This window comes from Plantactinospora solaniradicis (assembly GCF_042658085.1).
Lineage (GTDB): Bacteria > Actinomycetota > Actinomycetes > Mycobacteriales > Micromonosporaceae > Plantactinospora > Plantactinospora solaniradicis.
In genome coordinates this window covers 309,876-332,227 of sequence record NZ_JBHSPR010000013.1, presented here as the reverse complement: position 1 = coordinate 332,227, position 22,352 = coordinate 309,876, and the positions used below count along the sequence as shown (strand labels likewise).

Here is a 22,352-nt window from a genome sequence, read left to right as displayed (position 1 = left end):
GGCCGTCAGGGCACGACCGGGGCGACGTCAGGTGGTCTGGGGCGCCACGGTCGGTGGGTCCAGCGCGGGGCGCAGGGCGAAGTGGCTGTTGGCCCACACGACGTACAGCAGTGGTGCGGCGGCGAGGCCGAGGCCGAGCGCGGGGCGGGCGGTGACGAGCTGGGCGAGCAGCGCGAGCACCAGCAGTGATCCGGCGGTGAGGTACCACCGGCGCACCGCGAGGTACAGGCACGCGCGGGCCACGTCGCGCAGCGGCGCGGCGGGTCGCTCGGCGATGGCCACCAGTCCGAGCAGCGCGGTGGCGACGGTCAGGACGGTCAGCGTGGCCAGTACCGGCAGGGCGAGGGCGCCGGCCCGGTGGCCCCAGAGGGCGCGGGCGTCGACACCGAGGACGACCAGGAGGGCGGTCGCCGCGGCGGCCCAGAGCATCGCCGGTCGGGCGGTGGCTAGCCAGGTGCGGCCGAAGGTGCGCAGCCCGGTGGTGGACCGTCCGGCCGAGTATGCGGACATGACCCCGAACACGCCGCACAGCCCGGGTGCGCACAGCGGTGCGGCAATCGCGTACAGCGGCCAGGACTGCGTGGCGTCGGTGGTGAACGCGAGCAGCACCAGCGGCAGGCAACCGACCACCAGCAGCATGTTGCTGGCGAGCGCGAGGTATACGCCGTCGAAGACGGCGTTGATGGTGTCGTGGCGCGGGCGCACGGAGGTCATCGTCAGCCCTTCAGTCCGGTGGTGGCGATGCCCTCGATGAAGTACCGCTGGCCGAGTAGGAAGATGACCGCGACCGGTAGCACGGACAGCACGGAGCCCGTCATGATCAGCGCGTACTCGGCGTTGTACTGGGAGATGAAGGTGTTCAGCCCCAGCTGGATGGTGCGCAGCTCCGGACTGCGCAGGTAGATCAGCGGGCCGAGGTAGTCGTTCCAGGTGGTCACGAACGTCAGCAGGGTCAGGCTGGCGAGCGCCGGCCGGGACAGCGGCAGCATGATCCGTCGGTAGATGCCGAACTCGGTGAGCCCGTCGACCCGCGCCGATTCGCTGAGTTCCTCGGGGATCGTCTCGTAGAACTGCTTCATCAGGAACACACCGAACGCGCCGAACGCCTGCAGCGCGACGATCGACCACAGCGTGTTCGACAGCTGCAGCTTCGAAAAGAGGATGAACTGCGGAATCATGTACGACTGCCAGGGCACCGCGATGGTGCCGACGTAGGCCAGGAACAGCAGGTTGCGGCCGGGGAAGCGGACCCGGGCGAAGCCGTACGCGGCGAAGCTGCCGGTGAACACCTGTAGGAAGGTGACGACGACCGACAGCAGCAGCGTGTTCCACAGCCACGTCGTCATGTCCGAGCGCTGCCAGATGTCGACGTAGTTGCGCCACACCACCGGATCGGGGAGCCACGTGATCGGGATGGTGAACACGTCGTTGTTGGTCTTCAACGACGCCACCACCATCCAGTAGAACGGCAGCAGCAGCCCGGCCGCCGCGAGCACGAGGGCGGCGTACCCGACGATCCGCCAGCCCCGGGACGCGACACGTCGGGCGGGCGGCCTGCGGTTGCCGGGCACGGTGATGGTCGGGGCGAGCGGGGCGAGGTCGGTCGCGGTCATCAGCTGTTCCTCCGCTTGTTGACCATGAACTGGATGACCGTGATGCCGAAGCAGATGGCGAACAGGACGACGGAGACCGCAGAGGCGTAGCCGAACTGGTTCTCCTCGAAGCCCTTCTGGTAGATGTACTGCGAGAGGACCAGAGTGGACTGACCGGGGCCGCCGTCGGTCATCACGAGGATGAGGTCGAAGACCTTGAAGCTTTCGATGGTGAGCATCACGGTGACGAAGAAGGTGGTGTGCCGCAGTCCGGGGATGGTCACGTTCACGAACCGCTGCCAGGGTGTGGCGCCGTCGATCTGGGCGGCCTCGTAGAGCTGGGCCGGGATGGTCTGCAGGCCGGCCAGGAACAGCAGCATGTAGTAGCCCATGTACCGCCAGGTGCCGACGATGATGACCGCCGGCATCGACCATTCCGCCGACGTGGTCCAGCCCGGCGGGTTGTCCACCCCGATGGCGCTCAGGAAGGCGTTGACCGGTCCGTACTCCGGGCTGAACAGCTGGTTCCAGACCATCGCGATCGCCACGATCGAGGTGACGTAGGGGAAGAACGCGACGGTGCGGAAGAACCGCACGCCGCGCAGCCTGCGGTTGAGTAGCAGCGCCAACCCGAGCGACGCGGCCAGGGTCAGCGGGATGTGGAAGACCGTGTAGTAGACGGTGTTCCGGAGTGCGGTCCAGAAGCTCGCGTCGCTCCACAACCGCCGGAAGTTTGCGGTGCCGGTCCATTCGGCCACCCCGAAGACGTTCCAGTTCGTGAAGGCGAGGTAGAACAGCACCACGACGGGTACGAGGGTGAGCACGGTGAAGCCGGCGAAGTTCGGCAGGATGAACGACCATCCGGCGAGCGTGTTGCGCCACACCAGCGGCCGGTACCTGGGCCGCGTACGCGGCATCGTTGCCATAGAGACTCTCCGGAAGCGTTCGGCTCGGAAGCGGGCCCGGCGTACGGCAGAGGACGTGCCGGACCCGCCACGAGTTCACTGGTTGAGGACCTCGTTCTTGGCGCGGGTCTGTGCCTCGGTCAGCGCCGCGTCGACACCCTTGCTGTTGGACAGGATCACGGAGTGCGTCTCGTTGAGGATGTTCTGCAGGCCGGCGGTGTGCTTCGACACCGGGTTCTCCGGCTTGATGGTGTGCTTGGCGTACGCGAACTTCGACAGGTCGTCCTGCGGCACGCCGTCCAGTCCGAACAGCGTCGCGGTGACCGCGTCGGTGACCTGGGCCGGGGTGGTGCCGATCCCGGCCAGCGCCTTGCCGGCGTCCTGACCGGCGACGTACCCGAGGAACGCCTTGGCCGCGGCGACCTTCGACTTGTCGATCTTCGGGTTGATCCCCAGCCCGGTCGGGTCACCGAACGTGACCGGTGTGGCGGAGGTTCCGGTGGTGGACTTGTCGAACTGCGGCGCCGGCGCGAGCCCCCACTGGAACGTGTCGGCATCCCCGGTCTTTCGCTGGTTGAGCAGCGTGGCCACGTACCAGGTGCCCATCACCAGCATCGCCGACTGCTGCTTGCCGAACTGCGCCTGGTAGGTGAGCTTGTTGGTGTTGGCGGTGCCGAAGGTCGGCTGCGCACCGGCCGCCTGCAGGTCCAGCGACCGCTCGTAGTACGGCTTCAGGTACGAGAAGTCACCACTGAGCAGGTCCGCGTTCGGGGTCTGGGCGAGCGCGAGTCCCTGCACGGTCGACTGGAAGATGTGCTGGTAGGTGCCGGTGGCATTGGACCCCGCAGCCTTCAACCCGGTGCTGAGCTGCTTCGCGGTGGCGACGTAGTCGTCCCAGGTCCAGGTCCCGTCCGGCGGCGTCACCTTCGCCTTCGCGAACAGGTCCTTGTTGTAGAACAGCACCCACGAGTCCTGCCGGTACGGCACCGCGTACGCCTTACCGTCGACCTGGTACGACGGAAGTGCCGCGACCGAGCCGAGGCCGGAGGTGGCGTCGGAGACGTCGAGCAGTTGGCCGCCGCTCTGGTATGTATAGAAGTTCTTGAGGTTCTTCATCACGTAGACGTCCGGGGCGGTGCCGGCGGCCAGGTCCGCGGTCATCTGCGTGTCGTAGTTGGCCGTGTCGTACTCCTTGAGTTCCACCGTCACGTTCGGGTGGGTCGTCTTGAAGCCGTCGGCGAGCGTCTTGAACTCCGGCGTGGACGACAGGCTCCAGCCGGCCAGGGTGATCGTCACAGGGGCGTTGGGGTCGGCTGGCTCGTCGTCGCCGCCGCAACCGGCAAGGACCAGTGTCAGCGCCGTCGCGGCGCCGATGACGGCTGGTATTACACGCTTCATCCCTTTCTCCTTAGGTCAGGGGCCCGGGCGGGCCCGCACTGCTACCGGGCCGCCTGGCGGCGGAGCCCGGCATGCTTGGTGTCCAGCCGGGTCGCCGTGCTGACCCGGTCGGGCCAGTCGACCGCCACGTGGAGGCCGTCGGCGTCCTCGTCCGCCACGACGTGGCACGCGTGCCCGGACGTGGCTGCGGGCTCTCTGGACAGCTCGGTGAAGGTGGCGATCCAGGTGCCTGGCTGGACCGCGTAATGCAGCCAGGGCACGACCAGCCCGCCCGCCAGGGGCCCGCCGTGGGGAACGCCGGTGGCGCCGGCCGTTGCCTCGCCGTGGACGCTTTCGAGCCAGCTGGTCAGGCCGGCTCCGGTAACGGCCGCCACACTGCCGCCGAAGGCCGCCGTCGCTTCCCCGGCAAGGGCCCAGCCGCCGATCCTCAGCCGCAGCGCGGCCGCCTCGACGCCGTCGGCGAGGCCGTCGACGCGGGTCAGGCGTAGCTCCCAGGGGCCCCGGACCAGCGAGTACACGGTGAGGTGCCCGGCCGGTCGGTACCGGCCCACGCGGCCGCCGCCGTGATCGCGCTGGCCCGGCTCCGGGTCGACCCAGTGGGCCAGGGTGCGTGATCCGGCCACGCCCACGCCGTCGGTGTCGACGTGCACGGTCAGTAGGCGCATGCCGGCGCGGTGAGTGGCCCGGCCCGCGTCGTCGACGAGGGCGACCGACTGGTCCAGCGGATCCCGCCATCCGCTCTCGTCGAGGACGGGGCTGGTGACGGTGGAGTAACCGAGTCGGGCGTAGAGCGGAGAGTCGCCGACGGTGGCTCCCTCGACGGCGTGGTCGGTGCCGTGGTTGACGACGCGGACGATGCCGTCGGCACGGGTGCCCGAGACCAGCCACCCCGGTGCGCGTACCGCCCGCACCGCATCGCGCTCCTCGACCGGCAGCGGCTCCTCCGGCGCCGCCCAGACCGGGTGGTCGGCGGGCAGCGCGACGCCGAGCAGGCCCTTGCTGGCCCAGTACGGCGAGCCCGGTCCGGAGTACGCCTGCGCCAGTCGCGGCCACGGCCCGTGCCAGCCGAGGGTGAGCAGCCCCCGGTCGTCGGGGGCGCCGCGGGTGACGAAGTGGCGCACGACGCGGGTGGCCGCGCGGCGCAACTGGCCGAGGCTGACCGAGGGCACGCCGGCGATGGCGCCGACCCAGAACGGCGCCGCCGCGGCGAAGCGGTAGACCAGGCTCCGCCCCTGGATCAGCGGCGATCCGTCGGCGCCCACGAGCGCGACCGCGTCACGCAGGAACCGGTCGAGGCCGGCCACGTCCCGCGCGCGGCGCTCTGTGGCCAGGTCCGCGGCGCCCGCCATCCGGCCCCACAGGGTCGGGTACACGTGCAGCGCCCAGCCCACATAGTGGTCGTAGGCGCGTTCCGGCCCGTCGGACATCCAGCCGTCCGCGCGGGCGAAGCCGTCGTGCGTGGCCAGGTCCTCGGCCATCTCGTCGAGCGAGTGTGGCCCGCCCACCGAGCGCAGGAACGTCTGGACGACCAGCCGGAACCAGACCCAGTTGATTCGTGGGTACGTGTCGTCGCCGACCGCCGGGCGCAGGTACTCCACCACCCGCTCCCGCACCGCGGACGGCAGCCGGTCCCAGATCCACGGGCGGGTCATGTCCAGGACCAGCGCGATGGAGGCGGCCTCCACCTTCGCCTGGGGGTGCTCGTCCAACCGCACCCATCGGTCCGGCGAGCTCGGGTCGGTGCCGGCGGCGACGCCGGCCGCGTACCGGTCGACGAGCTCGTCCAGGCCCACTCCCCGCGCGCCCGCGATGCGGAAACCGGCCAGCAGAAACGTGCGGGCGAACCCCTCCAGGCCGTCGACGGCCCGCCCGTAACCGCCCTCCGGTCCGGGAAAGGTGACGAGGGCGTGCCCGGGGGACGCGAACGGCCGGGCGGCGGCGAGTATCCGGTCGGCGAGGGCCAACCAGTCATCCCGGCTCCAGGTCGCGGCGGTGTCGGCGCCCGAGTCCGTCCCCGGTGCCCGCTGGCCGGTCGTGCCGAACATCATCCGAGGTCCTGTCGCATCGATCCGTCTCCGTGGAAGTGGCGAGCGGGGCGTTGCCGACGTATGTGACGCGCAGGCGTCAGCCGGGTTTCCGAAGTAAAACGCTCACAACCGAGCAAGTCAATGCTGTTGTCAAACCGAGATGAACACATCCGATCAGAAGGACGCACGTTGCTGCCTACAGCTGCTGTGACCGGGGCCACTCGCGGCGCCCACAAAACGGGCATAGATGCTGCAATCCGCCCAACCAGCTCGGAGGGCCTCGCTGTCGACTGGCCTGTCTCGGCTCCCACGTGGTCTCGCCTGCGCGCTTAGCTTCCATAAGTGCTCTGATACGATCAGAATCGTTCACAGCCGCCCTACCCGATCGAGGAGTCATGGCCGTCGCACACCGCATCGCAGGCTCTCTGGCTGCGGCGTGGCCGGCCGGATCGGGCTCGGCTGGCGGCCGGCGTCGGCCCCTCGCGCCGCCACGGTCCGGCGGATCGCGGCTCCTATGCTCTTCGATATGTGGGGAGGGCAGCTGATCCGGCTCGCGATCGACGTCGCCGCGTTCGGACCGGCCGGCAAGGTCGTCCTCACCGTGCAAGAGCTTCCGCCGCACGAAGCGTTCCTCGGAGGTGCCCCATGACCAAGGACAGTCCCGCCGTCGCCACGGCGGAGGCCCGCGGGCCACTTCAGGTCGCCCGCCGCCAGCAACTGCTGGCGGCCCTGCAACGCGACGGCTCAATGCGCATCTCCGACCTGTCCCACGCGCTCGGCGCCGCGCCGGTCACCATCCGGCGCGACATCGCCGAGCTCGCCGCCGAAGGGCTGGTCCGCCGGGTCCACGGCGGAGTCGCGCTGATCACGCCGGATGACGTCCCGGCGGCCGACGAGGCACCCGGCGCGGGCCTGGACTCGCTGCCCGGTCGCACCCTCGGCATGCTCGTACCCTCGCTGGACTACTACTGGCCGGACGTGGCGCGCGGCGCCGAGGAGGCTGCCCGTGAACTCGACATGCGCGTGGTGTTGCGCGGCTCCTCCTACGACACCGAGGACGACCAGCCGCAACTGGCCCGTCTGGTGGAGCGGATGGCCGTCGACGCCCTGATCATCGCGCCCCGCATGGACGCACCGACCGCCGAGCGCACCATCGAGTGGCTCGACCAGGTCGGCGTCCCGGTCGTCCTGCTGGAACGCACCGCCACGGTAGGCAGCCACCACGCCGTCATGGAGTCGGTGGTCACCGACCACGCGCTCGGCGCGGCCATGGCGGTGCGCCACCTCACCTCGCTCGGACACCGCAAGGTCGGCCTGGTGCTCGACGCCAACAGCCCCACCAGCCAGCACATCCGGCGCGGCTGGCTCGACGCCACGACCGAGTGCGGCCTCGAGCCGGACGAGACGGTGGCGGCCGTGGTACCCGACGTACGGTCACCGGAGCGGGACACCGTGCTCGACGGCGTCCTCGACCGGTGCCGGGCGACCGGGACGACGGCGCTGCTGGTGCACGCCGACGCCGAGGCGATCGCGCTGGTGCAGCACTGCGAGGAGCGGCACCTGTCCGTTCCCGGCGACCTCTCCATCGTGGCGTACGACGACGAGGTCGCCGGGCTCTTCAGCCCACCGCTGACCGCCGTCCGGCCGCCGCGTCGCTCGATCGGCCGGGCCGCCGTGCGTCTTGTCGCCGAACGGCTCGCCGACCTCGACCGCCCCACCCACCGGATCGTCATCAGCCCATCACTGCGAATCCGGGAGTCGACCGCGCCGCCACCGGTGTAGTCGGAGCCGGACTAGCCGGCCTCGTCGGACGGACTACGCACCACCAGAACGCCGTCGGCCTCCAGTAACGCCGAGTCCGCGTTGACGCGTCCGCCGGGAACGCTGGCCGTGTCGATCGGTGTGTCGGTTCTGTTGATGAGGAAACGGTAGGGTCCGCGCACGGCCAGTTCGACGCAACCGCGCAGCGGTTCGGGCAGTTCGCTGTGGACGCCGGCCCGGTCGGCCAGGACGGCCAGGACGGTGGACAGGGCCTGTGGTCCGAGTCGGGTGGAGACGTAGGCGGCCGAGCCGTCTCCTTCGGTCCGTCGGGTGATCGCTGGTCGGCCGGCGTGGTCCCCGGTCTTGTAGCGGGCCAGGACCTCGGTGGTGGATCCGATGACGTCGATGTGGTCGACCCACACGGTGCCGGTGGTGCCGTTGTCGAGTTCGACGCTCTGGTCGTCGAGCAGCGGGGCGAATTCCTGGATCCGGATGCCCAGCGTGTCCCGGAGCGCACCGGGGTACCCGCCGAGCCAGACCCGGTCGTGTTCGTCCACGATGCCGGAGAAGTAGGTGGTGACCAGGTGGCCTCCGCCGGTGACGAATCCGGCCAGCCGGTCGGCGAGCGGACTGGGGACGACGTGGAGAATGGGGGCGATCAGCAGGTCGTACTGTTCCAGCGGGGCGGTGGCGGGGACGACGTCGACGCGGACGCCGATGTCGAGAAACGCGGTGTACCAGTCCAGCGCTTCCCGGCGGTAGCGGAGTCGGTCGGTGGGGTGGGAGTCGAGTTCGGCGGCCCACCAGGATTCCCAGTCGAAGATGATGGCGGCGCTGGCGCGGCCGCGCACGGTGCCGGCCACCGGTGCCAGGTCGCGGAGGGTGGCGCCGAGGTCGGTGACGGCGCGGAAGACGTCGCTGTCCTGGCCGGCGTGCGGGATCATCGCGGAGTGGTATTTCTCGGCGCCGGCCGCGGACTGGCGCCATTGGAAGTAGCACACCGCGTCCGCGCCGTGCGCGACGTGGGTGAGCGAGTCCCTTGCCAACTGGCCGGGGCGTTTGGCGACGTTGACCGGCTGCCAGTTGACGGCGCTGGTGGAGTGCTCCATGAGGAACCAGGGATGGCCTTCGGCGAGGTTGCCGGTGAGGTTGGCGGAGAACGACAGTTCGTCGTATGCCTGCGGCCCGGGGGTCAGGTAGTGGTCGTTGGCGATGAAGTCGAGTTCGGGGGCCCAGTCGGCGTAGTTCATGCCGCTGGTCTCGCCCATGATCATAAAGTTGGTGGTGACCGGGATGTCGGGGGTGAGCTCGCGTAGCAGGTCGCGTTCGGCGCGCAGATGCTCCTTGAGGGCGTCCGAGGAGAACCGTTTGAAGTCGAGCTGCTGGGTGGGGTTCGGGTAGGAAGCGGCCAGGCGGGGCGGCAGGATCTGGGCCCAGTCGCTGTAGTGCTGGGACCAGAAGGTGGTCGCCCAGGCGTGGTTCAGGGCGTCGAGGGTCTGGTATCGGGCGCGTAGCCAGGTGCGGAACGCCGCGGCGGCGTCGTCGGAGTAGTCGTAGACGTTGTGGCAGCCAAGCTCGTTGGAGATGTGCCACGCGGCCAGGCCGGGGTGGGTGCCGTACCGCTCGGCGAGTCGGCGGGTCAGGTGCAGGGCATGGCGACGGAAGGTCGGCGAGGTCGGCCGCCAGTGTTGCCGGCCGCCGGGCCAGAGCGTGCGGCCGTCGCGGTCGACGGGCAGGATCTCCGGGTGCTTCGTGGTCAGCCAGGGCGGCGGCGACGCGGTGGCGGTGGCCAGGTCCACCGCGATGTCGTGGGCGTGCATCAGGGCCATTACCTCGTCCAACCAGGCGAAATCCCATTCGTGTTCGGCCGGTTGCAGTCGGGCCCAGGAGAAGATCGCCAGCGACACGATGTTCACGCCGGCCCGCCGCATCGCCTGCGCGTCCTCGTGCCAGGTGCCGCGGGGCCATTGCTCGGGGTTGTAGTCGGCGCCGAACCCCAGGCGCGCCCGGGCGGGGTCGGAGGGCCAGCGTAGCCATCGGTGACCGCGGTGTTGTCCCACGACGAACTCCCAACGAAGCTGCTGATGCTTACGTGAACACGGCCGTCCGGCCGCGGCGTGGCGGCCGGACGGCAACCGGGGTTACCCGATGGTGAAGCCCTGTTCCTGGCCGTACTTGATGGAGACGTCCTGCCACGCCTTGAGCCCGTCCTGCAGGCTGGCTCCGCCGAGGTACGCCTTGCCGGCGGTGTCGCCGAACACGCTGTTGGCATAGACCTGGAAGGGCAGGTACGACCAGTTCGGGGCGACCTGTCCGGCGGACTCGGCGAGGACCTGGTTCACCTTCTGGCCACCGAAGTAGGGGAAATCCTTGTTCAGGAACTGCGGCGAGTTCAGCTGTGCGCTGGTGGCGGGGAAGGCACCCCCGTCGGCCCGGGTCTGGGCGCCCTGGTCGACCGTGGCGTACCTGAGGAAGGCGTACGCGAGGGTCTTGTTGGCACCCTGCGCCGGGATCGCCAGTGAGCTGCCGCCGTTCTCGGCGGTGACCTTGCCGCCGGCCTCCCACTGCGGCATGGGTGCCACCCGCCACTTGCCGTTGGTGGCCTTGACGCCGGACTCCAGGTTCGCCGGCATCCAGGCGCCGATCACCAGGCTCGCGATGGTGCCGTCACCAAGGCCCTTGTACCAGGCATCGCTCCACCCGACGACCGGTGAGAGCAGCTTGCCGTCGATGAGCTTCTGCCAGGTGGCGGTGAACTTCTGGGTGCCCGGGTCGGCGAAGTTGATGCCCACCTTGGTGCCGTCGACCGTGTAGGGCTTGCCGCCAGCCTGCCAGATCATGCTGGTGGTGAAGCCGGCGTCGCCGGTGTCGCTGGTGATGTAGGCCTTTGGATCGGCCCTGTGCAGCTTCTCGGCCTCGGCGACGTACTCGTCCCAGGTGGTGGGGACCTTCAACCCGTGCTTGTCGAATACCTCCTTGTTGTAGAACAACGCCATCGGACCGGAGTCCATCGGCAGACCGTAGACGCCGTCGCCGGACCGTACGGCGTTCCACGGGCCGGGAGTGAAGGTGCCCTGCAGCTTGTCGGTGCCGTACCCGTTCAGACTGGTCAGCGCCTTGGACAGGACGAACTGCGGCAGCGCGTAGTACTCGACCTGGGCGACGTCCGGGACGCCGGATCCGGCCTTGATCGCGTTCTGCAGCGCGGTGTACTGGTCGTTGCCGGTGCCGGCGTTGACCAGGTCGACCTTGACCTTCGGGTACTTGGCCTGGAAGTCGGTGACGACCTGCTTGAGAGTCGGCTCCCAGGCCCACACGGTGATGCTGCCGCCGGCGTCCAGGGCGGCCTGGATGTCCGCGTCGGAGGCGCCGGCGGACTGCCCGCCGGAATCGCCGTCGTCACCGGATCCGCACGCGGTGACCAGCAGCGACGCGGAAAGAACCGCGCTCGCCAACAACGTTCGGCGTCGTATGACCATCATGACGGTTCCCTTCGTGGGTGTGTGCTGGTGCCAGTTGGCGTGGCGTGGCCCGTCGGCGAGCGCCGGTTATTCCTTGACGCTTCCGTTGGCCAGACCGGACTGCCAGTACCGCTGTAGCAGCAGGAACGCCGCGATCAGCGGCACTATGGTGAGCAGGGAACCGGTGATCACGAGGTTGAAGACCGGCTCGCCGCCCGCCGTGACGGCCTGCTTGTTCCAGGAGTCGAGGCCGATCGTGAGCGGATACCAGTTCTGATCCTTGAGCATGATCAGGGGCAGGAAGTAGTTGTTCCAGGTGGCGACCACGTTGAACAGCAGGACCGTGACCGTCCCGGGGGCCAGCAGCGGCGCGCTGACCGAGAAGAACGTCCGGTACTCCCCGGCGCCGTCGACGCGCGCGGATTCGATCACCTCGTCTGGCACGGCGTCGGTGGCGAACGTCCACATCAGATAGAGGCCGAACGGTGAGACCAGTGACGGGATGATGATCGCCCACGGAGTGTTGGTCAGCTCCAGCTTGGAGAACATCAGGAAGGTCGGCACGGCCAGCGCGGTGCCCGGCACCGCGACCGCGCCGATGACCACCGCGAAGACCGCCCTCTTGCCCGGGAAGTCGAACTTCGCGAGCCCGTAGCCGGCCAGCGCCGCCAACAGGGTCGCGCCGCCGGCACCCAGCGCCACGTACAGCAGGGTGTTCAGCAGCCAGCGGGTGAAGATGCCGTCGTCGTAGGTGAACGTGTCGGCGATGTTGCTGAACAGGGCGAAGTCCTCGGCCGGGGCCAGGCCGAAGGAGTCGAAGAGTCCCTGCTGGGTCTTTGTCGCGTTGATCAGCAGCCAGGCCAGCGGCAGCAGCGCGTAGATCAGCACCAGGCCGGTGAGGGTGGTCAGCATGACACTCTTGCCCTGGCGTGGGGCTCTCCGGCGAACCGTCAGTGCGGTGCGCGCGGACCGGCCCGGGGCGGTCGGCTCGGTCATGGAGGTGGTGGCCATGCTCAGACCGCCTTCCGCATGCCGCGCAGCTGGACCAGGTACGCGACGATCATCGTGATCACGCCCATCACGATCGCTAGCGTGGCGGCGTAGTTGAACTGCTGGCCGGCGAACGACAGCGAGTAGGCGTAGAGGTTCGGCGTGAAGTAGGTGGTGATGGAGTTCGGCGCCAGGGTCTTGAGGATGCTGGGCTCGTTGAAGAGCTGGAAGCTGCCGATGATCGAGAAGATCGTCGCGATCAGCAGTGGGCCACGCAGTGCCGGCAACTTGATCGCCGTGATGATCCGTAGCTGGCCCGCTCCGTCGATCTGTGCGGCCTCGTACAGGGACGGATTCACCACCCGCAGCGCCGAGTAGAGGATCAGCATGTTGTAGCCGACGAACTCCCACGTCACGATGTTGCCGATCGAGGCGAGGATCAGGTCCGGCGACAGTGGGTCGGGCAGCGACACCCCGAGCGCCTCGTTGAGGTTCCCGACCAGGCCGAACTGGCTGCCGTACATGAAGCCCCACATCAGCGTGGCGACCACCGCGGGCACCGCGTAGGGCAGGAACACCGAGATCCGGAAGAACCCGGCCCCGTACAGCCGTCCACTGTCGACGGCAAGGGCGATCAGCAACGCCAGGAACAGCATGATCGGTACCTGTACCGCCAGGAAGGATGCCACCCGGCCGAACGCCGACCAGAACTGCCCGTCGGTCAGCGCCTTGGCGTAGTTGTCCAGGCCCACGAACGTCGTGCCCCCGACCAACTGTGTCCGGAACACGCTCAGGTACAGCGAGTAGGCGATCGGCGCCAGGAACACCAGCGCGAACACCGCCATGAACGGGCCGGTGAACTGCCAACCGACCCAGGATCGCCGGCCGGCGCCTGCCGCTCTCCGGTTTCGTGAGCGGTGTGCGAACCCTGCCGCAGCCATCGGCACACTCCTTACCATCCGGCACTCCTGGGCGTGATGGTCACGTAAACATCACCGTCAGGCGTCTGCTGTGCGGCGACGAGCGCCAGATGCAACGCAGGCGGCAATGTTTACGTAAACGGGCGTTGCGGTATCGTGGCACCCGTCACCACGACCGTCAAGTAACGGCTCGGACGCACTGCGTGGGCTTCTGGTGTGGGTGCATGGCAGGCGGGAGCAACGATGGATGCGGACACTCGAGGCCATCGACCGCTGGCCGTCCCGGCCGGTGGCGCGCAACGCGGCGGCTCCGGGATACCCGGCGGGCGCCGCAAGCAGCGGGTTTCCATGGCGGACGTGGCTCGACTCGCGGGCGTCTCGTCCCAGACCGTGTCCCGGGTGTCCAACGGCGACTCCGCGGTCATCGAGACGACCCGGCAGCAGGTGCTCGACGCGATGCGGCAGTTGGGCTACCGACCCAACAGCGCCGCCCGCGCGCTGCGCTACGGCCGGTTCAACACCATCGGCGTGATCCTGTTCAACCTCTCCTCGACCGGCAACAGCCGCACCGTCGAGGCCATCGCCACCCACGCTGCGACAGAGGGCTACGCGACCACCCTGATCCCGCTGGGCGCGCCGACCCAGGACAACGTGCTCGGTGCCTTCACGAGGATGGGGGAACTCGCCGTCGACGGTGTCATCGTGATTATCGAGATCCACCTCCTCGACACCAACACCGTGGCCCTTCCGCCGGGCGTGCACGCCGTGGTCGTGGACTCGGACGCCGGCGACCGCTACCCCGTCGTCGACACCGACCAGGCCGACGGCGCCGGTCAGGCCGTACGTCACCTGCTGGACCTCGGTCATCGCACCGTCTGGCACGTGGCCGGCCCGGCCGAGTCGTTCGCCAGCGAACGACGCGGCAGAGCGTGGCGCGCGGTGCTCGAGACCGAGGGCCGCCCCGTGCCGCCGGTCGAGCGCGGCGACTGGTCCGCCGAGTCCGGCTACCGGGCCGGCCTGCGCCTGGCCGAACAGCCCGACTGCACCGCCGTCTTCGCGGCCAACGACCAGATGGCGCTCGGCGTGCTGCGGGCGTTGCACGAGCGGGGCCGTCAGGTGCCGGCACAGGTCAGCGTGGTCGGCTTCGACGACATCCCGGACGCATCCGCGTACCTTCCCCCGCTGACCACCGTGCACCAGGACTTCGCCGAGGTGGGTCGCCGCTGTGTGCAGGCACTGCTGCGACAGATCCGCAACGAGCCCGCCGACCCGGGCACAGACCTCGTGCCGACCCGGCTCGTGGTCCGCACCAGCACCGCGGCCCCGCCGGCCTGACCGCGGGGGAGCGGGTGGCGCCGCGGCCCCGGTTCACAAAGGTCTCGACGGGGCCACGGTCTCGACGGGGCCACGCAGCGGTTGCGGGACGATGACCTGCGCATGTCGGCCGAGCCTTTGCATGGTTACGCAAACATGTTAGCTTGGCGACATCGATGTTTACGCAACCATCGATGTCGGGCCTGGTAGTCGCGGCCGTCGGCCAGGGGCCGATTGCCCAGTTCATGACGCCTGGACAGCGTTGTCGGCACGCTCGCGGCGGGGTGTGTGGGATCGGAGGGCGTGCATTGACATCGTCCACCGCCCTAAAGGGCGGGGATTCCCTTGGTCGCCCTTGGGTTTTCCTGCTTCGACGCCGACTGCCTCGTCCGGGCGTCCGCCCGTTGGGGTCTTACACCGGCTCCACAGGCCGTGACGGAGAGCCCCTCCGCCAGAATGTTGCGGGCCGCGTTGACGTCGCGGTCGTGGATGGTGCCGCATCGGCAGGTCCACGTCCGCACGTCCAGCGGCATCCGCTGCGCGAGAACACCACACGTCGAGCACAGCTTGGACGACGGGAACCAACGGTCCACCACGACCAGGTCCCGACCGTGCCAGTCGGCTTTGTATTCGAGCATGGTGCGGAACTGCCGCCAGGCGGCATCGCCGATGGCACGGGCCAGCGTGTGGTTCTTGACCATGTTACGCACGGTCAGGTCCTCGATCACGATCGTTTGGCTCTCACGAACGAGTCGAGTGGTCAGTTTGTGCAGGTGGTCCCGACGCCGGTCGGGGATCCGCGCGTGGATCCGGGCCACCTTCGACCGGGCCTTGGCCCGATTCACCGAGCCCTTCTCCTTGCGTGCGAGTTGGCGCTGGGCGCGGGCCAGAGCGGACCGGTCGGCGCGTTCGTGGCGCGGGTTGGTGAGCTTCTCACCGGTACTCAACGTGAGCAGGCTGTCCAGTCCGGCGTCCACCCCGACGGCCGCGTCCGCGGCCGGGACCGGGACCGGGACCGGGACCGATTCGATCACATCGTCGCAGAGCAGGGACACGAACCAGCGTCCGGCCGAGTCCTGCGACACCGTCACCCTGGACGGCGACGCACCCTCGGGCAACGGCCGCGACCACACGATGTTCAACGGCTCGGCCATCTTCGCCAGAGTCAGCCGGCCATCGCGGTAGCGGAACGCGCTGGTGGTGTACTCCGCCGACTTCCGCGACTTCTTCCTGGACTTGAAGCTCGGGTACCGGGCGCGTTTGGCGAAGAAGAACGTCAGTTCCTCGGTCTTCTTCCACCCGGTGAGCATCGCGCTGGTGGCGTTGTAGTTGATCCGTTCCCGCCGCAGGGTCCAGGCCTCGGTCCGGGCCTGCAGGGCCAGGTTGTAGACCTTTCGGACGCATCCGAACGTGCGCGACAGCTCGGCTGCCTGCGCCTCGGTCGGGTAGAAGCGGTACCTGAACGCCCGCTTCACGGTCCTGGACACGGCTCACACGTTAGCGAACCAGCCGGTAAGCCTAGCGGTGGCACGCGGGTAGCCGCCTATCCGCCCTGGCGGCGGACCGGCTGTCCCTGCCCTGCTCCGCAGGAGTTCCGTTTCCTCTCCGGCCTGAAGGCCGGAGTATCCACGGAAGGAATCCGATGACGTCTCGACGCAGCGTGACTCGGGTGGCCAGCGCGACGGTTGCCGCGACACTCGGCGCGGCGCTGACGGCGAGCGCCGCCGCACCGCAAGCGGCGGCTGAGGCAGCGTCCGCGGCTGAGGCAGCATCCGCGCCCGCTCCGGACGGGGTGACGATCCGGATCGACCCGTCGTACCAGCAGCAGCCGTTCCAAGGCTGGGGCACCAGCCTGGTCTGGTTCGCGAACGCCACCGGCGGGTACCCGGACGAGGTCCGCGACAAGCTGGTCGACCTGCTCTTCGGCGAGGACGGCCTGCGGTTGAACATCGCCCGGTACAACATCGGCGGCGGCAACGCGCCCGCCGTCCCGGACTACCTGCGCCTCGGCGGCGCGGTGCCCGGGTTCTGGAAGGCGCCGGAGGCGTACGGGCCCAGCGACAAGGAGTGGTGGGATCCGGAAAACCCGGACCACTGGGAGTGGGACGCCGACGCCAACCAGCGCTGGTGGATCGACCAGATCAAGGACCGGGTCGACACCTGGGAGGCGTTCAGCAACTCGCCGCCGTGGTTCCAGACCGTCAGCGGGTACGTCTCCGGCGGCTTCGACCCCAACGCCGACCAGATTCGGGCGGACCGGGTGGACGAGTTCGCCGACTACCTCGTGCGGGTCACCGAGCACATCGAGCGGGCACACGGCATCGAGTTCGACACCATCGACCCGCTGAACGAGCCGAACACCCCGTACTGGCGTACCACGCTGGGCCCGGACGGCCGGCCCACGGGCGGGCGGCAGGAGGGTGCCCACGTCGGGCCCGCGTTGCAGGCACAGGTGCTGCTGGCGCTGCACCGCCGGCTCGCCACCGCGTCGACCGGCGCGGCCGTCTCGGCGCCGGACGAGACCAACCCCGGCATCTTCCTGCAGGACTGGTACGGCTACCCGGCCGACGCGCAGGCGGCGGTCGCCCAGCTCAACGTGCACACGTACGGCACCGGGCAGCGCACCGCCGCCCGGGACGTGGCCAAGGCCGAACGGCGCCCACTGTGGATGAGCGAGGTCGAGGGCAGCTGGGGGAACGACTTCACGAGCATGGACTCGGGCCTGGGCATGGCCCGCCGGATCATCGACGACCTGCGCGAGCTGGAGCCGTCGGCCTGGGTGCTGTGGCAGCCGGTCGAGGACGCCGAGAACATGGTGGCCGAGGGCAACCTGCAGTGGGGGAGCATCCACGTGCCCTTCACCTGCACCGCGACCGACACGCTGGCGAGCTGTCCGATCAGGACGAATACCAAGTTCGACACGATCCGCAACTTCACCCACCACATCCGTCCCGGGGACCGTCTGGTCAAGGTGGACGACCCGACCAGCGTCGCGGCGGTCAAGAGGTCCGGCCGGGACGCGGTCGTGGTGCATGCCAACGCCGACGTCGAATCCCATGCGGTGACGCTGGACCTGTCCCGCTTCGCCCACCTGAACCCCGGTGCCACCGTCACGCCGGTGGTGACCAGCGCGGCGGGCAAGCTCGTTCGCGGCAACCCGGTACGGGTCAAGGGACGCTCCGCCACCCTCACCGTGCCGGGCGAGTCGGTCACGACGTTCCTGGTCGACGGCGTCTCCGGGGTGGCCCCCGGCGCGGACCACATCCGGGCCGGCCACCCGTACCGGCTGCAGGGTGTGCAGAGCGGACGGTCGCTGGCGCCCTCGGCGGACGGGGTGTCGGCGGTGCTGCGCACGACCGACCCGGACCGCCCTGACCAGCTCTGGTACGTCCGCGAGTTGGGCGGCGGTGCCGGCAACCGCGACCACTACGCCATCGTCAACGCCGGCACGGGCCGACGGCTCGCCGTGCGGGGCACGGCCACGGTGCTGGAGGACGGCACCACCCGTCCCGACGACGGTGCCCGGTGGATTCTCTCCACGACCGGCGATGGCACCTACACCTTCGTCAACGTCGCGGGCCGCCGCGTGCTCGACGTATCCGGCAGCGCCACCGCCGACGGCAGCCCGGTCTCGCTCTGGCAGCCGACGGGCGCGGGGAACCAACGCTGGGCGGCGCTGGACGAGGCGGTCGCCAGCACCGAGACCGCCGAGCTCCACACCGTGCCCCGCCGTACGCCCGCGCTGCCGGAGGCGGTGACGGCGGTGCTGCGCAGCGGCGCACGGCGCGTCCTGCCGGTGACCTGGCGGGGGCCGTCGGCGGCGGCGTGGCGCACGCCCGACGTGGTCACCGTGCGCGGCGTGGCGACGGATGTCCTCGGCAACCAGGTCGCGGCGACGGCGAAGGTCACGGTGGACACCTTCACCGCGACGGCGCCGGGACGGGCCAAGACGTACACCGGCGGGGCTCCCGAACTGCCGGCGACGGTGGTCGGCTTGGGCGCGCACGGTGGCCGGGCGTCCCTGCCCGTGACCTGGGATCCGGCGCCACCGGGCGCGTTCGACCGAGCCGGGGTGGCGACGCTGACCGGCGTGGCGCGGGTGGTCGACGGCGTCGCGCTCCCGGCGACCGTCCGGGTGCAGGTCACGGAGCCGGGGCAGGCCAACGCCGCGCTCGAGGACGGCGCGTCGGTGACCGCGACCTTCACCGAGGGCGGCTACTCGCCGGCCGGGCTGCGCAACGGCGTCACCACGGAGAAGGCCTGGTCCAACTGGAGGTCCGGCACCCAGAACCCGTCCGAGACCATCACGATCAGGCTGCCCCGGCCGGTCGACGTGGCCTGGGTGGTGACCCACTTCCACCGGGACAGCGCGGCCGGTGGCGGCCTGGCCCAGAGCCTGCGGGTACAGGTGCTCGGTGCCGACGGCACGTGCGCCGACGCGAGCGGGGAGGTGGCGGTCGGCGCCGAGGGCACGCCGGCGGTCGAGGTCCCGGTGGCCGCGGGCGCCACGACCGGGGTGTGCGTGGTGCTCACGCCCCGCGCGGGCGGATACCTGACGCTCGGCGAGATCGAGGTCCTCGCCAAGGCGCCGGGCGTCTCGTCGGACGCCGCGCTGTCCGCGCTCGCGGTGGACGGCTGGCCGCTCGCCGGCTTCGACCCGGCCCGCACCGACTACCGCGTCACCGCCGCCCACCCCGATCGGGTCGTGGTCACCGGGACCGCCAACGACCCGTACGCCGCCGTCCGCATCGGGCGGACCGGGCCGGCCCGCCACCCCACCTGGCTGGTCACGGTGACCAGCGAGGACGGGTCGCAGACTCGCACCTACCGGGTGGAGATCCGGACCCGGTAGGCAGCACCCCCGACCGGCGTACGCCGCCCGGCCAATGCCGGGCGGTCGGCCACCAGGGATACCAGCCCGTAATCGGCAGGACGTCAGGCACGGCGCCGATCCGACCCGCAGGTTGGGTACCTCCGTCGACGCGCAGATGTATCAGCACCGACATCTGTTACGGTCGATGACACAGCGACCCATCCGCAACCGTCACTGCTCCGAAGTGTCTGCGACGGGGAGGAATCGCATCGATGAGTGCACTGTTCAAAGCCCTGCGCGAGCGGGTCGAGGTCAACGCGCGGCACGCGGTCGAGACGTACCTCAACGAGGTCAGCGAGTACCAGGCGATGCCGGCCGGCGTCGACGACCGCATCGGGATGTACGACTTCGCGGTGTTGATCCGGCGCCGGTCGCTCGATCTCGCCGCGGCCGAGTTGCCGTTGAACGCGGCGGACCTGGCCGGCATCGGCGCGGTCGGCCGCCAGCGGGCCGAGGTGGGACTGTCGGTGCCCTCGCAGCAGCAGGTACTCGGCCTGCACACCGCGATGATGGTGCGCGAGGTGCAGGATCTGGCCCGCCCCGAGGACGTCACCGACCTGCTCCGGATGGTCGGCTGGCTCGGCGCCCAGGGCGTCCGGGCGCGAAGCGCCTACCTGCGCGGTTACACCCGTGGCGTGGGTACGGCGCGGGTGCTGTCGACGCGGCTGGAGATCCTGGCCCGTGCCCTGCTCGCCGACGAGCCGGTGGAGCCGCTTGTCGCCGACCTGCGCCTCGCCGGGCACTATCACATCTCGATTCTGAAAATGGCGCAGCCGGTGACTCCGGGAACGCAGGCCGAGGTGGTCGCCGTGCTCGCCGGGGACCGGATTCCGGTGACCTGGCTCGCCGTCGACGAGGTCGCCGTGCTCGCACCCGGCAACGTTCCCAAAGCAAAGATCCTTCAGTGGGTACGCCGGGCGACAGCGGTGATCGGGCAGCCCTGCGGCGTCGGCGCGGCGCAGGGCGCGGTGGGCGGGCTGGCCGAGACGCTGGCGTGGGCCCGCGAGGCGAGCCGGGTGGCGCCGCCGCAGGATCGTCCGGAGCGGTTGCCGGAGATCGCGGACCTGTTCGTGGAGATGGCGGTGGCGCGCACGCCGGCGGTCGACGGGTGGCTGCGCCGCTACGCAAAGGCGCTGGCCACCGGTCCGGACCTGGTGGCGACGCTGTGTGCCTACTACGCCAACGACATGAACCGCACGAGCACCGCCGCCGCGCTGCACATCCACCCGCGCACGCTGGACTACCGGCTGCGCCGCGTGCGGGAGGTCGCCGGCATCGATCCCTGCTCGACCGTCGGTGTCCGGCTACTGAGCGCGACGGTAGCGCGGACGCTCGCCGTGGACCACTACGCGGACTGACAAACGTCACCGGGGACTTGCACACCACTCACGAAGACGCGCACCGTCCCGCCCCGACAGACTCCTCGCCATGTGGAGGAGATTGAGACGTGGCATCGCGGCGTCGGCCGTCGCGCTCGCGATGCTGCTGACCGGGACGGCACAACCGGCCCGGGCCACCGACGACGGCGGCATCAGCAGTCCGATCGTGGACGCGGCCCTGATCGGCTGGAACATCTACAAGTCGGGCGGCGCGACGCCGGAACAGATCGTCGAGTTCGTCCGGATCGTGACCGGCGCGCTCACCGACCTGGAGAACGAGGTCATCGCGCACGCCGACGGTATCGAGGCGGCCGAGGTGCTGGGGCACGCCGCGTCAATCAAGATCGACATGCTCGACTACCAGAACTTCCGGGACAACGAGATCATCCTGGAGTCCTTCGCCATGGAGGTCGGCCGCTACGCACAGAACGCGAACAACAAGTACCAGGCGGTCGGGAGGAAGGCCAAGGACCAGATCGGCCTCGGCGCGCAGGTGCTCTACCCGGTCACGCTGACCGTGCGCACCGACGCCGGCTGGACCGGCGGGCTCAGCGCCATCGAAACCGCGTACCGGCAGCTCAACCAGAAGATCGTGGCCGACCTGGAACCGACGTGCACCCGCGTCAGCGACCCCGAGCCCATCCCGGGCCGGATCTACGTCCGTCACGAGTGTGTGGCGGCCAACGGTGAGAAGGCCTACGGCGTCGACCACAAGGTGGGCGACACCTGGCACAGCGGGCCGGTCAACCTGGAGAACCTCAAGCTCGAAGCCGCCAAGAACTCCAGCTGGGCGGCGGCCAAACGCATCCTCGCCGGACAGGGACAGTAGGAGAGCAACGTGAGGAAACGACTGCGCAACTGCCTGATAGCCGCCGGCCTGGCCGTCGCGGTCACGGTCGTCCCCGCCGCCGCACCAGCCCAGGCGGCGCCGCGCACCGGTGAAGTGCGGGCGATGGTGGTCGACTGGGCCAGCCTCGTGGTCGCGGTCGCCGGGCACCTGCTGTCCGGCGGCGGCTCCGAGGACGCCTCGCTGAAGGCGGCCGTCCAGCAGATCGTCGCCGCCGTCGAGGCCGCGAAGAACGACATCATCGCCCACACCGACCTGATCGCCAGCGCCGAGGTGCAGGCCTGCGCCCGCCAGCACACCATCGAGTTCGCCGACATCGAGAACATGTCGAACACGGTGCGGCAGCTCTGGGCGCAGAACGCGACGGGCTGCGCGACGCTGGCGACCGCCTACGTCACCACCGTCCAGACCCCGCAGGCGGTCGACAACATCGGCCACGTCCTACCCTCGCTGTTCGCCATCGTGATCGCCGCCCGTGGCCGCGCCGGCCTCTCCAACGGCATCAACCTGGTCATCCAGGACCAGATCCGCAGCTACGACGCGGTCGTCACCAAGCTCACCCCGACCGACTGCGTGAAGAAGGGCCTCAAGGAACCGGGCTACCCGCGCGAGAAGTGGTGGGAGTGCACCGCCTACAACGGAGACTGGGGCCAGTCCCAGTGGGTCACCGCTCCGGCCGAGCCCGTCCGCGCCCAGGCGGAGAACTCCGCCACCCGCAACACCAGCCGCCCCTCGGCCCTGTCCGCACTACCCCAACTCCGCTCGTTGGGAGTCTGAGCAGTTCGTCCACGCCGCGTGGTACCGATCGACACCACGCGGCGTGGACGGTCACATTCTCGGACGGCTTCCAAGAGCGACCTGGTGTCGACCGCTGGTGGCCGGGTC

The 22,352-nt window shown here is 69.8% G+C and carries 17 protein-coding genes; 7 read left to right on the top strand and 10 right to left on the bottom strand.

Features of this window, described 5'->3' with window-relative positions:
- Positions 1 to 27: 27 nt before the first annotated feature.
- From ACFP2T_RS19220 to ACFP2T_RS19200, 5 genes are all read right to left on the bottom strand, one after another.
- Positions 28 to 714, bottom strand: coding sequence for a hypothetical protein (locus ACFP2T_RS19220; RefSeq protein ID WP_377423651.1), 687 nt, complete (start codon positions 712 to 714; stop codon positions 28 to 30).
- A 2-nt stretch (positions 715 to 716) separates the two neighbouring features.
- A complete protein-coding gene (locus tag ACFP2T_RS19215) occupies positions 717 to 1,613 on the bottom strand; it encodes a carbohydrate ABC transporter permease (protein ID WP_377423649.1) in 897 nt (298 codons plus the stop codon).
- On the bottom strand, positions 1,613 to 2,518 hold the full coding sequence (locus ACFP2T_RS19210) for a carbohydrate ABC transporter permease (RefSeq protein ID WP_377423647.1): 906 nt from the start codon (positions 2,516 to 2,518) through the stop codon (positions 1,613 to 1,615). Before ACFP2T_RS19210 ends, ACFP2T_RS19215 begins: the two co-directional genes overlap by 1 nt.
- A 75-nt stretch (positions 2,519 to 2,593) precedes the next feature.
- The gene (locus ACFP2T_RS19205; protein WP_377423645.1) at positions 2,594 to 3,895 is read right to left on the bottom strand and encodes an ABC transporter substrate-binding protein; all 1,302 of its coding nucleotides are present in this window, start codon (positions 3,893 to 3,895) and stop codon (positions 2,594 to 2,596) included.
- A gap of 41 nt (positions 3,896 to 3,936) precedes the next feature.
- Positions 3,937 to 5,943, bottom strand: a complete 2,007-nt coding sequence (locus tag ACFP2T_RS19200; RefSeq protein ID WP_377423643.1) for a DUF2264 domain-containing protein — start codon at positions 5,941 to 5,943, stop codon at positions 3,937 to 3,939.
- Positions 5,944 to 6,448: 505 nt separating this feature from the next.
- Between ACFP2T_RS19200 and ACFP2T_RS19195 the strand changes: the two genes are divergently transcribed.
- Positions 6,449 to 6,571, top strand: a complete 123-nt coding sequence (locus ACFP2T_RS19195) for a hypothetical protein (RefSeq protein WP_377423641.1) — start codon at positions 6,449 to 6,451, stop codon at positions 6,569 to 6,571.
- Positions 6,568 to 7,704: a substrate-binding domain-containing protein gene (locus ACFP2T_RS19190; protein WP_377423639.1), complete on the top strand. Its 1,137-nt coding sequence runs from the start codon at positions 6,568 to 6,570 to the stop codon at positions 7,702 to 7,704. Before ACFP2T_RS19195 ends, ACFP2T_RS19190 begins: the two co-directional genes overlap by 4 nt.
- Positions 7,705 to 7,715: 11 nt before the next feature.
- Here the strand turns inward: ACFP2T_RS19190 and ACFP2T_RS19185 are convergent, their stop codons facing one another.
- From ACFP2T_RS19185 to ACFP2T_RS19170, 4 genes are all read right to left on the bottom strand, one after another.
- Positions 7,716 to 9,743, bottom strand: coding sequence for a beta-galactosidase (locus ACFP2T_RS19185; protein ID WP_377423636.1), 2,028 nt, complete (start codon positions 9,741 to 9,743; stop codon positions 7,716 to 7,718).
- A gap of 81 nt (positions 9,744 to 9,824) precedes the next feature.
- A complete protein-coding gene (locus ACFP2T_RS19180) occupies positions 9,825 to 11,165 on the bottom strand; it encodes an ABC transporter substrate-binding protein (protein ID WP_377423634.1) in 1,341 nt (446 codons plus the stop codon).
- Between the two features lie 66 nt (positions 11,166 to 11,231).
- A complete protein-coding gene (locus ACFP2T_RS19175) occupies positions 11,232 to 12,155 on the bottom strand; it encodes a carbohydrate ABC transporter permease (protein WP_377423632.1) in 924 nt (307 codons plus the stop codon).
- A 2-nt stretch (positions 12,156 to 12,157) separates the two neighbouring features.
- Positions 12,158 to 13,075: a carbohydrate ABC transporter permease gene (locus tag ACFP2T_RS19170; RefSeq protein ID WP_377423630.1), complete on the bottom strand. Its 918-nt coding sequence runs from the start codon at positions 13,073 to 13,075 to the stop codon at positions 12,158 to 12,160.
- Between the two features lie 222 nt (positions 13,076 to 13,297).
- On the opposite strand from ACFP2T_RS19170, the gene ACFP2T_RS19165 reads away from it, so the two are divergent.
- Positions 13,298 to 14,389: a LacI family DNA-binding transcriptional regulator gene (locus tag ACFP2T_RS19165; RefSeq protein WP_377423628.1), complete on the top strand. Its 1,092-nt coding sequence runs from the start codon at positions 13,298 to 13,300 to the stop codon at positions 14,387 to 14,389.
- 305 nt (positions 14,390 to 14,694) lie between these two features.
- Here the strand turns inward: ACFP2T_RS19165 and ACFP2T_RS19160 are convergent, their stop codons facing one another.
- Positions 14,695 to 15,855 carry an RNA-guided endonuclease InsQ/TnpB family protein gene (locus ACFP2T_RS19160; RefSeq protein WP_377423626.1) on the bottom strand — a complete coding sequence of 387 codons (1,161 nt, stop codon included), beginning with the start codon at positions 15,853 to 15,855 and terminating at the stop codon, positions 14,695 to 14,697.
- Between the two features lie 155 nt (positions 15,856 to 16,010).
- Between ACFP2T_RS19160 and ACFP2T_RS19155 the strand changes: the two genes are divergently transcribed.
- The 4 genes from ACFP2T_RS19155 (at position 16,011) to ACFP2T_RS19140 (ending at position 22,244) form a co-directional block, all read left to right on the top strand.
- Positions 16,011 to 19,220 carry a glycoside hydrolase gene (locus tag ACFP2T_RS19155; RefSeq protein ID WP_377423624.1) on the top strand — a complete coding sequence of 1,070 codons (3,210 nt, stop codon included), beginning with the start codon at positions 16,011 to 16,013 and terminating at the stop codon, positions 19,218 to 19,220.
- Positions 19,221 to 19,453: 233 nt separating this feature from the next.
- Positions 19,454 to 20,599, top strand: coding sequence for a PucR family transcriptional regulator (locus ACFP2T_RS19150; RefSeq protein WP_377423623.1), 1,146 nt, complete (start codon positions 19,454 to 19,456; stop codon positions 20,597 to 20,599).
- Between the two features lie 70 nt (positions 20,600 to 20,669).
- Entirely contained in the window at positions 20,670 to 21,449 is a 780-nt protein-coding gene (locus ACFP2T_RS19145; protein ID WP_377423622.1) for a hypothetical protein, read from the top strand.
- Between the two features lie 9 nt (positions 21,450 to 21,458).
- The gene (locus ACFP2T_RS19140) at positions 21,459 to 22,244 is read left to right on the top strand and encodes a hypothetical protein (protein WP_377423620.1); all 786 of its coding nucleotides are present in this window, start codon (positions 21,459 to 21,461) and stop codon (positions 22,242 to 22,244) included.
- Positions 22,245 to 22,352: the final 108 nt, after the last annotated feature.

Excerpts from the sequence above, each read along its gene's own strand:
- ACFP2T_RS19220 (WP_377423651.1), bottom strand. The coding sequence starts at position 714 with ATGACCTCCGTGCGCCCGCGCCACGACACCATCAACGCCGTCTTCGAC.
- ACFP2T_RS19215 (WP_377423649.1), bottom strand. The coding sequence starts at position 1,613 with ATGACCGCGACCGACCTCGCCCCGCTCGCCCCGACCATCACCGTGCCC.
- ACFP2T_RS19210 (WP_377423647.1), bottom strand. The coding sequence starts at position 2,518 with ATGGCAACGATGCCGCGTACGCGGCCCAGGTACCGGCCGCTGGTGTGG.
- ACFP2T_RS19205 (WP_377423645.1), bottom strand. The coding sequence starts at position 3,895 with ATGAAGCGTGTAATACCAGCCGTCATCGGCGCCGCGACGGCGCTGACA.
- ACFP2T_RS19200 (WP_377423643.1), bottom strand. The coding sequence starts at position 5,943 with ATGATGTTCGGCACGACCGGCCAGCGGGCACCGGGGACGGACTCGGGC.
- ACFP2T_RS19195 (WP_377423641.1), top strand. The coding sequence starts at position 6,449 with ATGTGGGGAGGGCAGCTGATCCGGCTCGCGATCGACGTCGCCGCGTTC.
- ACFP2T_RS19190 (WP_377423639.1), top strand. The coding sequence starts at position 6,568 with ATGACCAAGGACAGTCCCGCCGTCGCCACGGCGGAGGCCCGCGGGCCA.
- ACFP2T_RS19180 (WP_377423634.1), bottom strand. The coding sequence starts at position 11,165 with ATGATGGTCATACGACGCCGAACGTTGTTGGCGAGCGCGGTTCTTTCC.
- ACFP2T_RS19175 (WP_377423632.1), bottom strand. The coding sequence starts at position 12,155 with ATGGCCACCACCTCCATGACCGAGCCGACCGCCCCGGGCCGGTCCGCG.
- ACFP2T_RS19170 (WP_377423630.1), bottom strand. The coding sequence starts at position 13,075 with ATGGCTGCGGCAGGGTTCGCACACCGCTCACGAAACCGGAGAGCGGCA.
- ACFP2T_RS19165 (WP_377423628.1), top strand. The coding sequence starts at position 13,298 with ATGGATGCGGACACTCGAGGCCATCGACCGCTGGCCGTCCCGGCCGGT.
- ACFP2T_RS19155 (WP_377423624.1), top strand. The coding sequence starts at position 16,011 with ATGACGTCTCGACGCAGCGTGACTCGGGTGGCCAGCGCGACGGTTGCC.
- ACFP2T_RS19150 (WP_377423623.1), top strand. The coding sequence starts at position 19,454 with ATGAGTGCACTGTTCAAAGCCCTGCGCGAGCGGGTCGAGGTCAACGCG.
- ACFP2T_RS19145 (WP_377423622.1), top strand. The coding sequence starts at position 20,670 with ATGTGGAGGAGATTGAGACGTGGCATCGCGGCGTCGGCCGTCGCGCTC.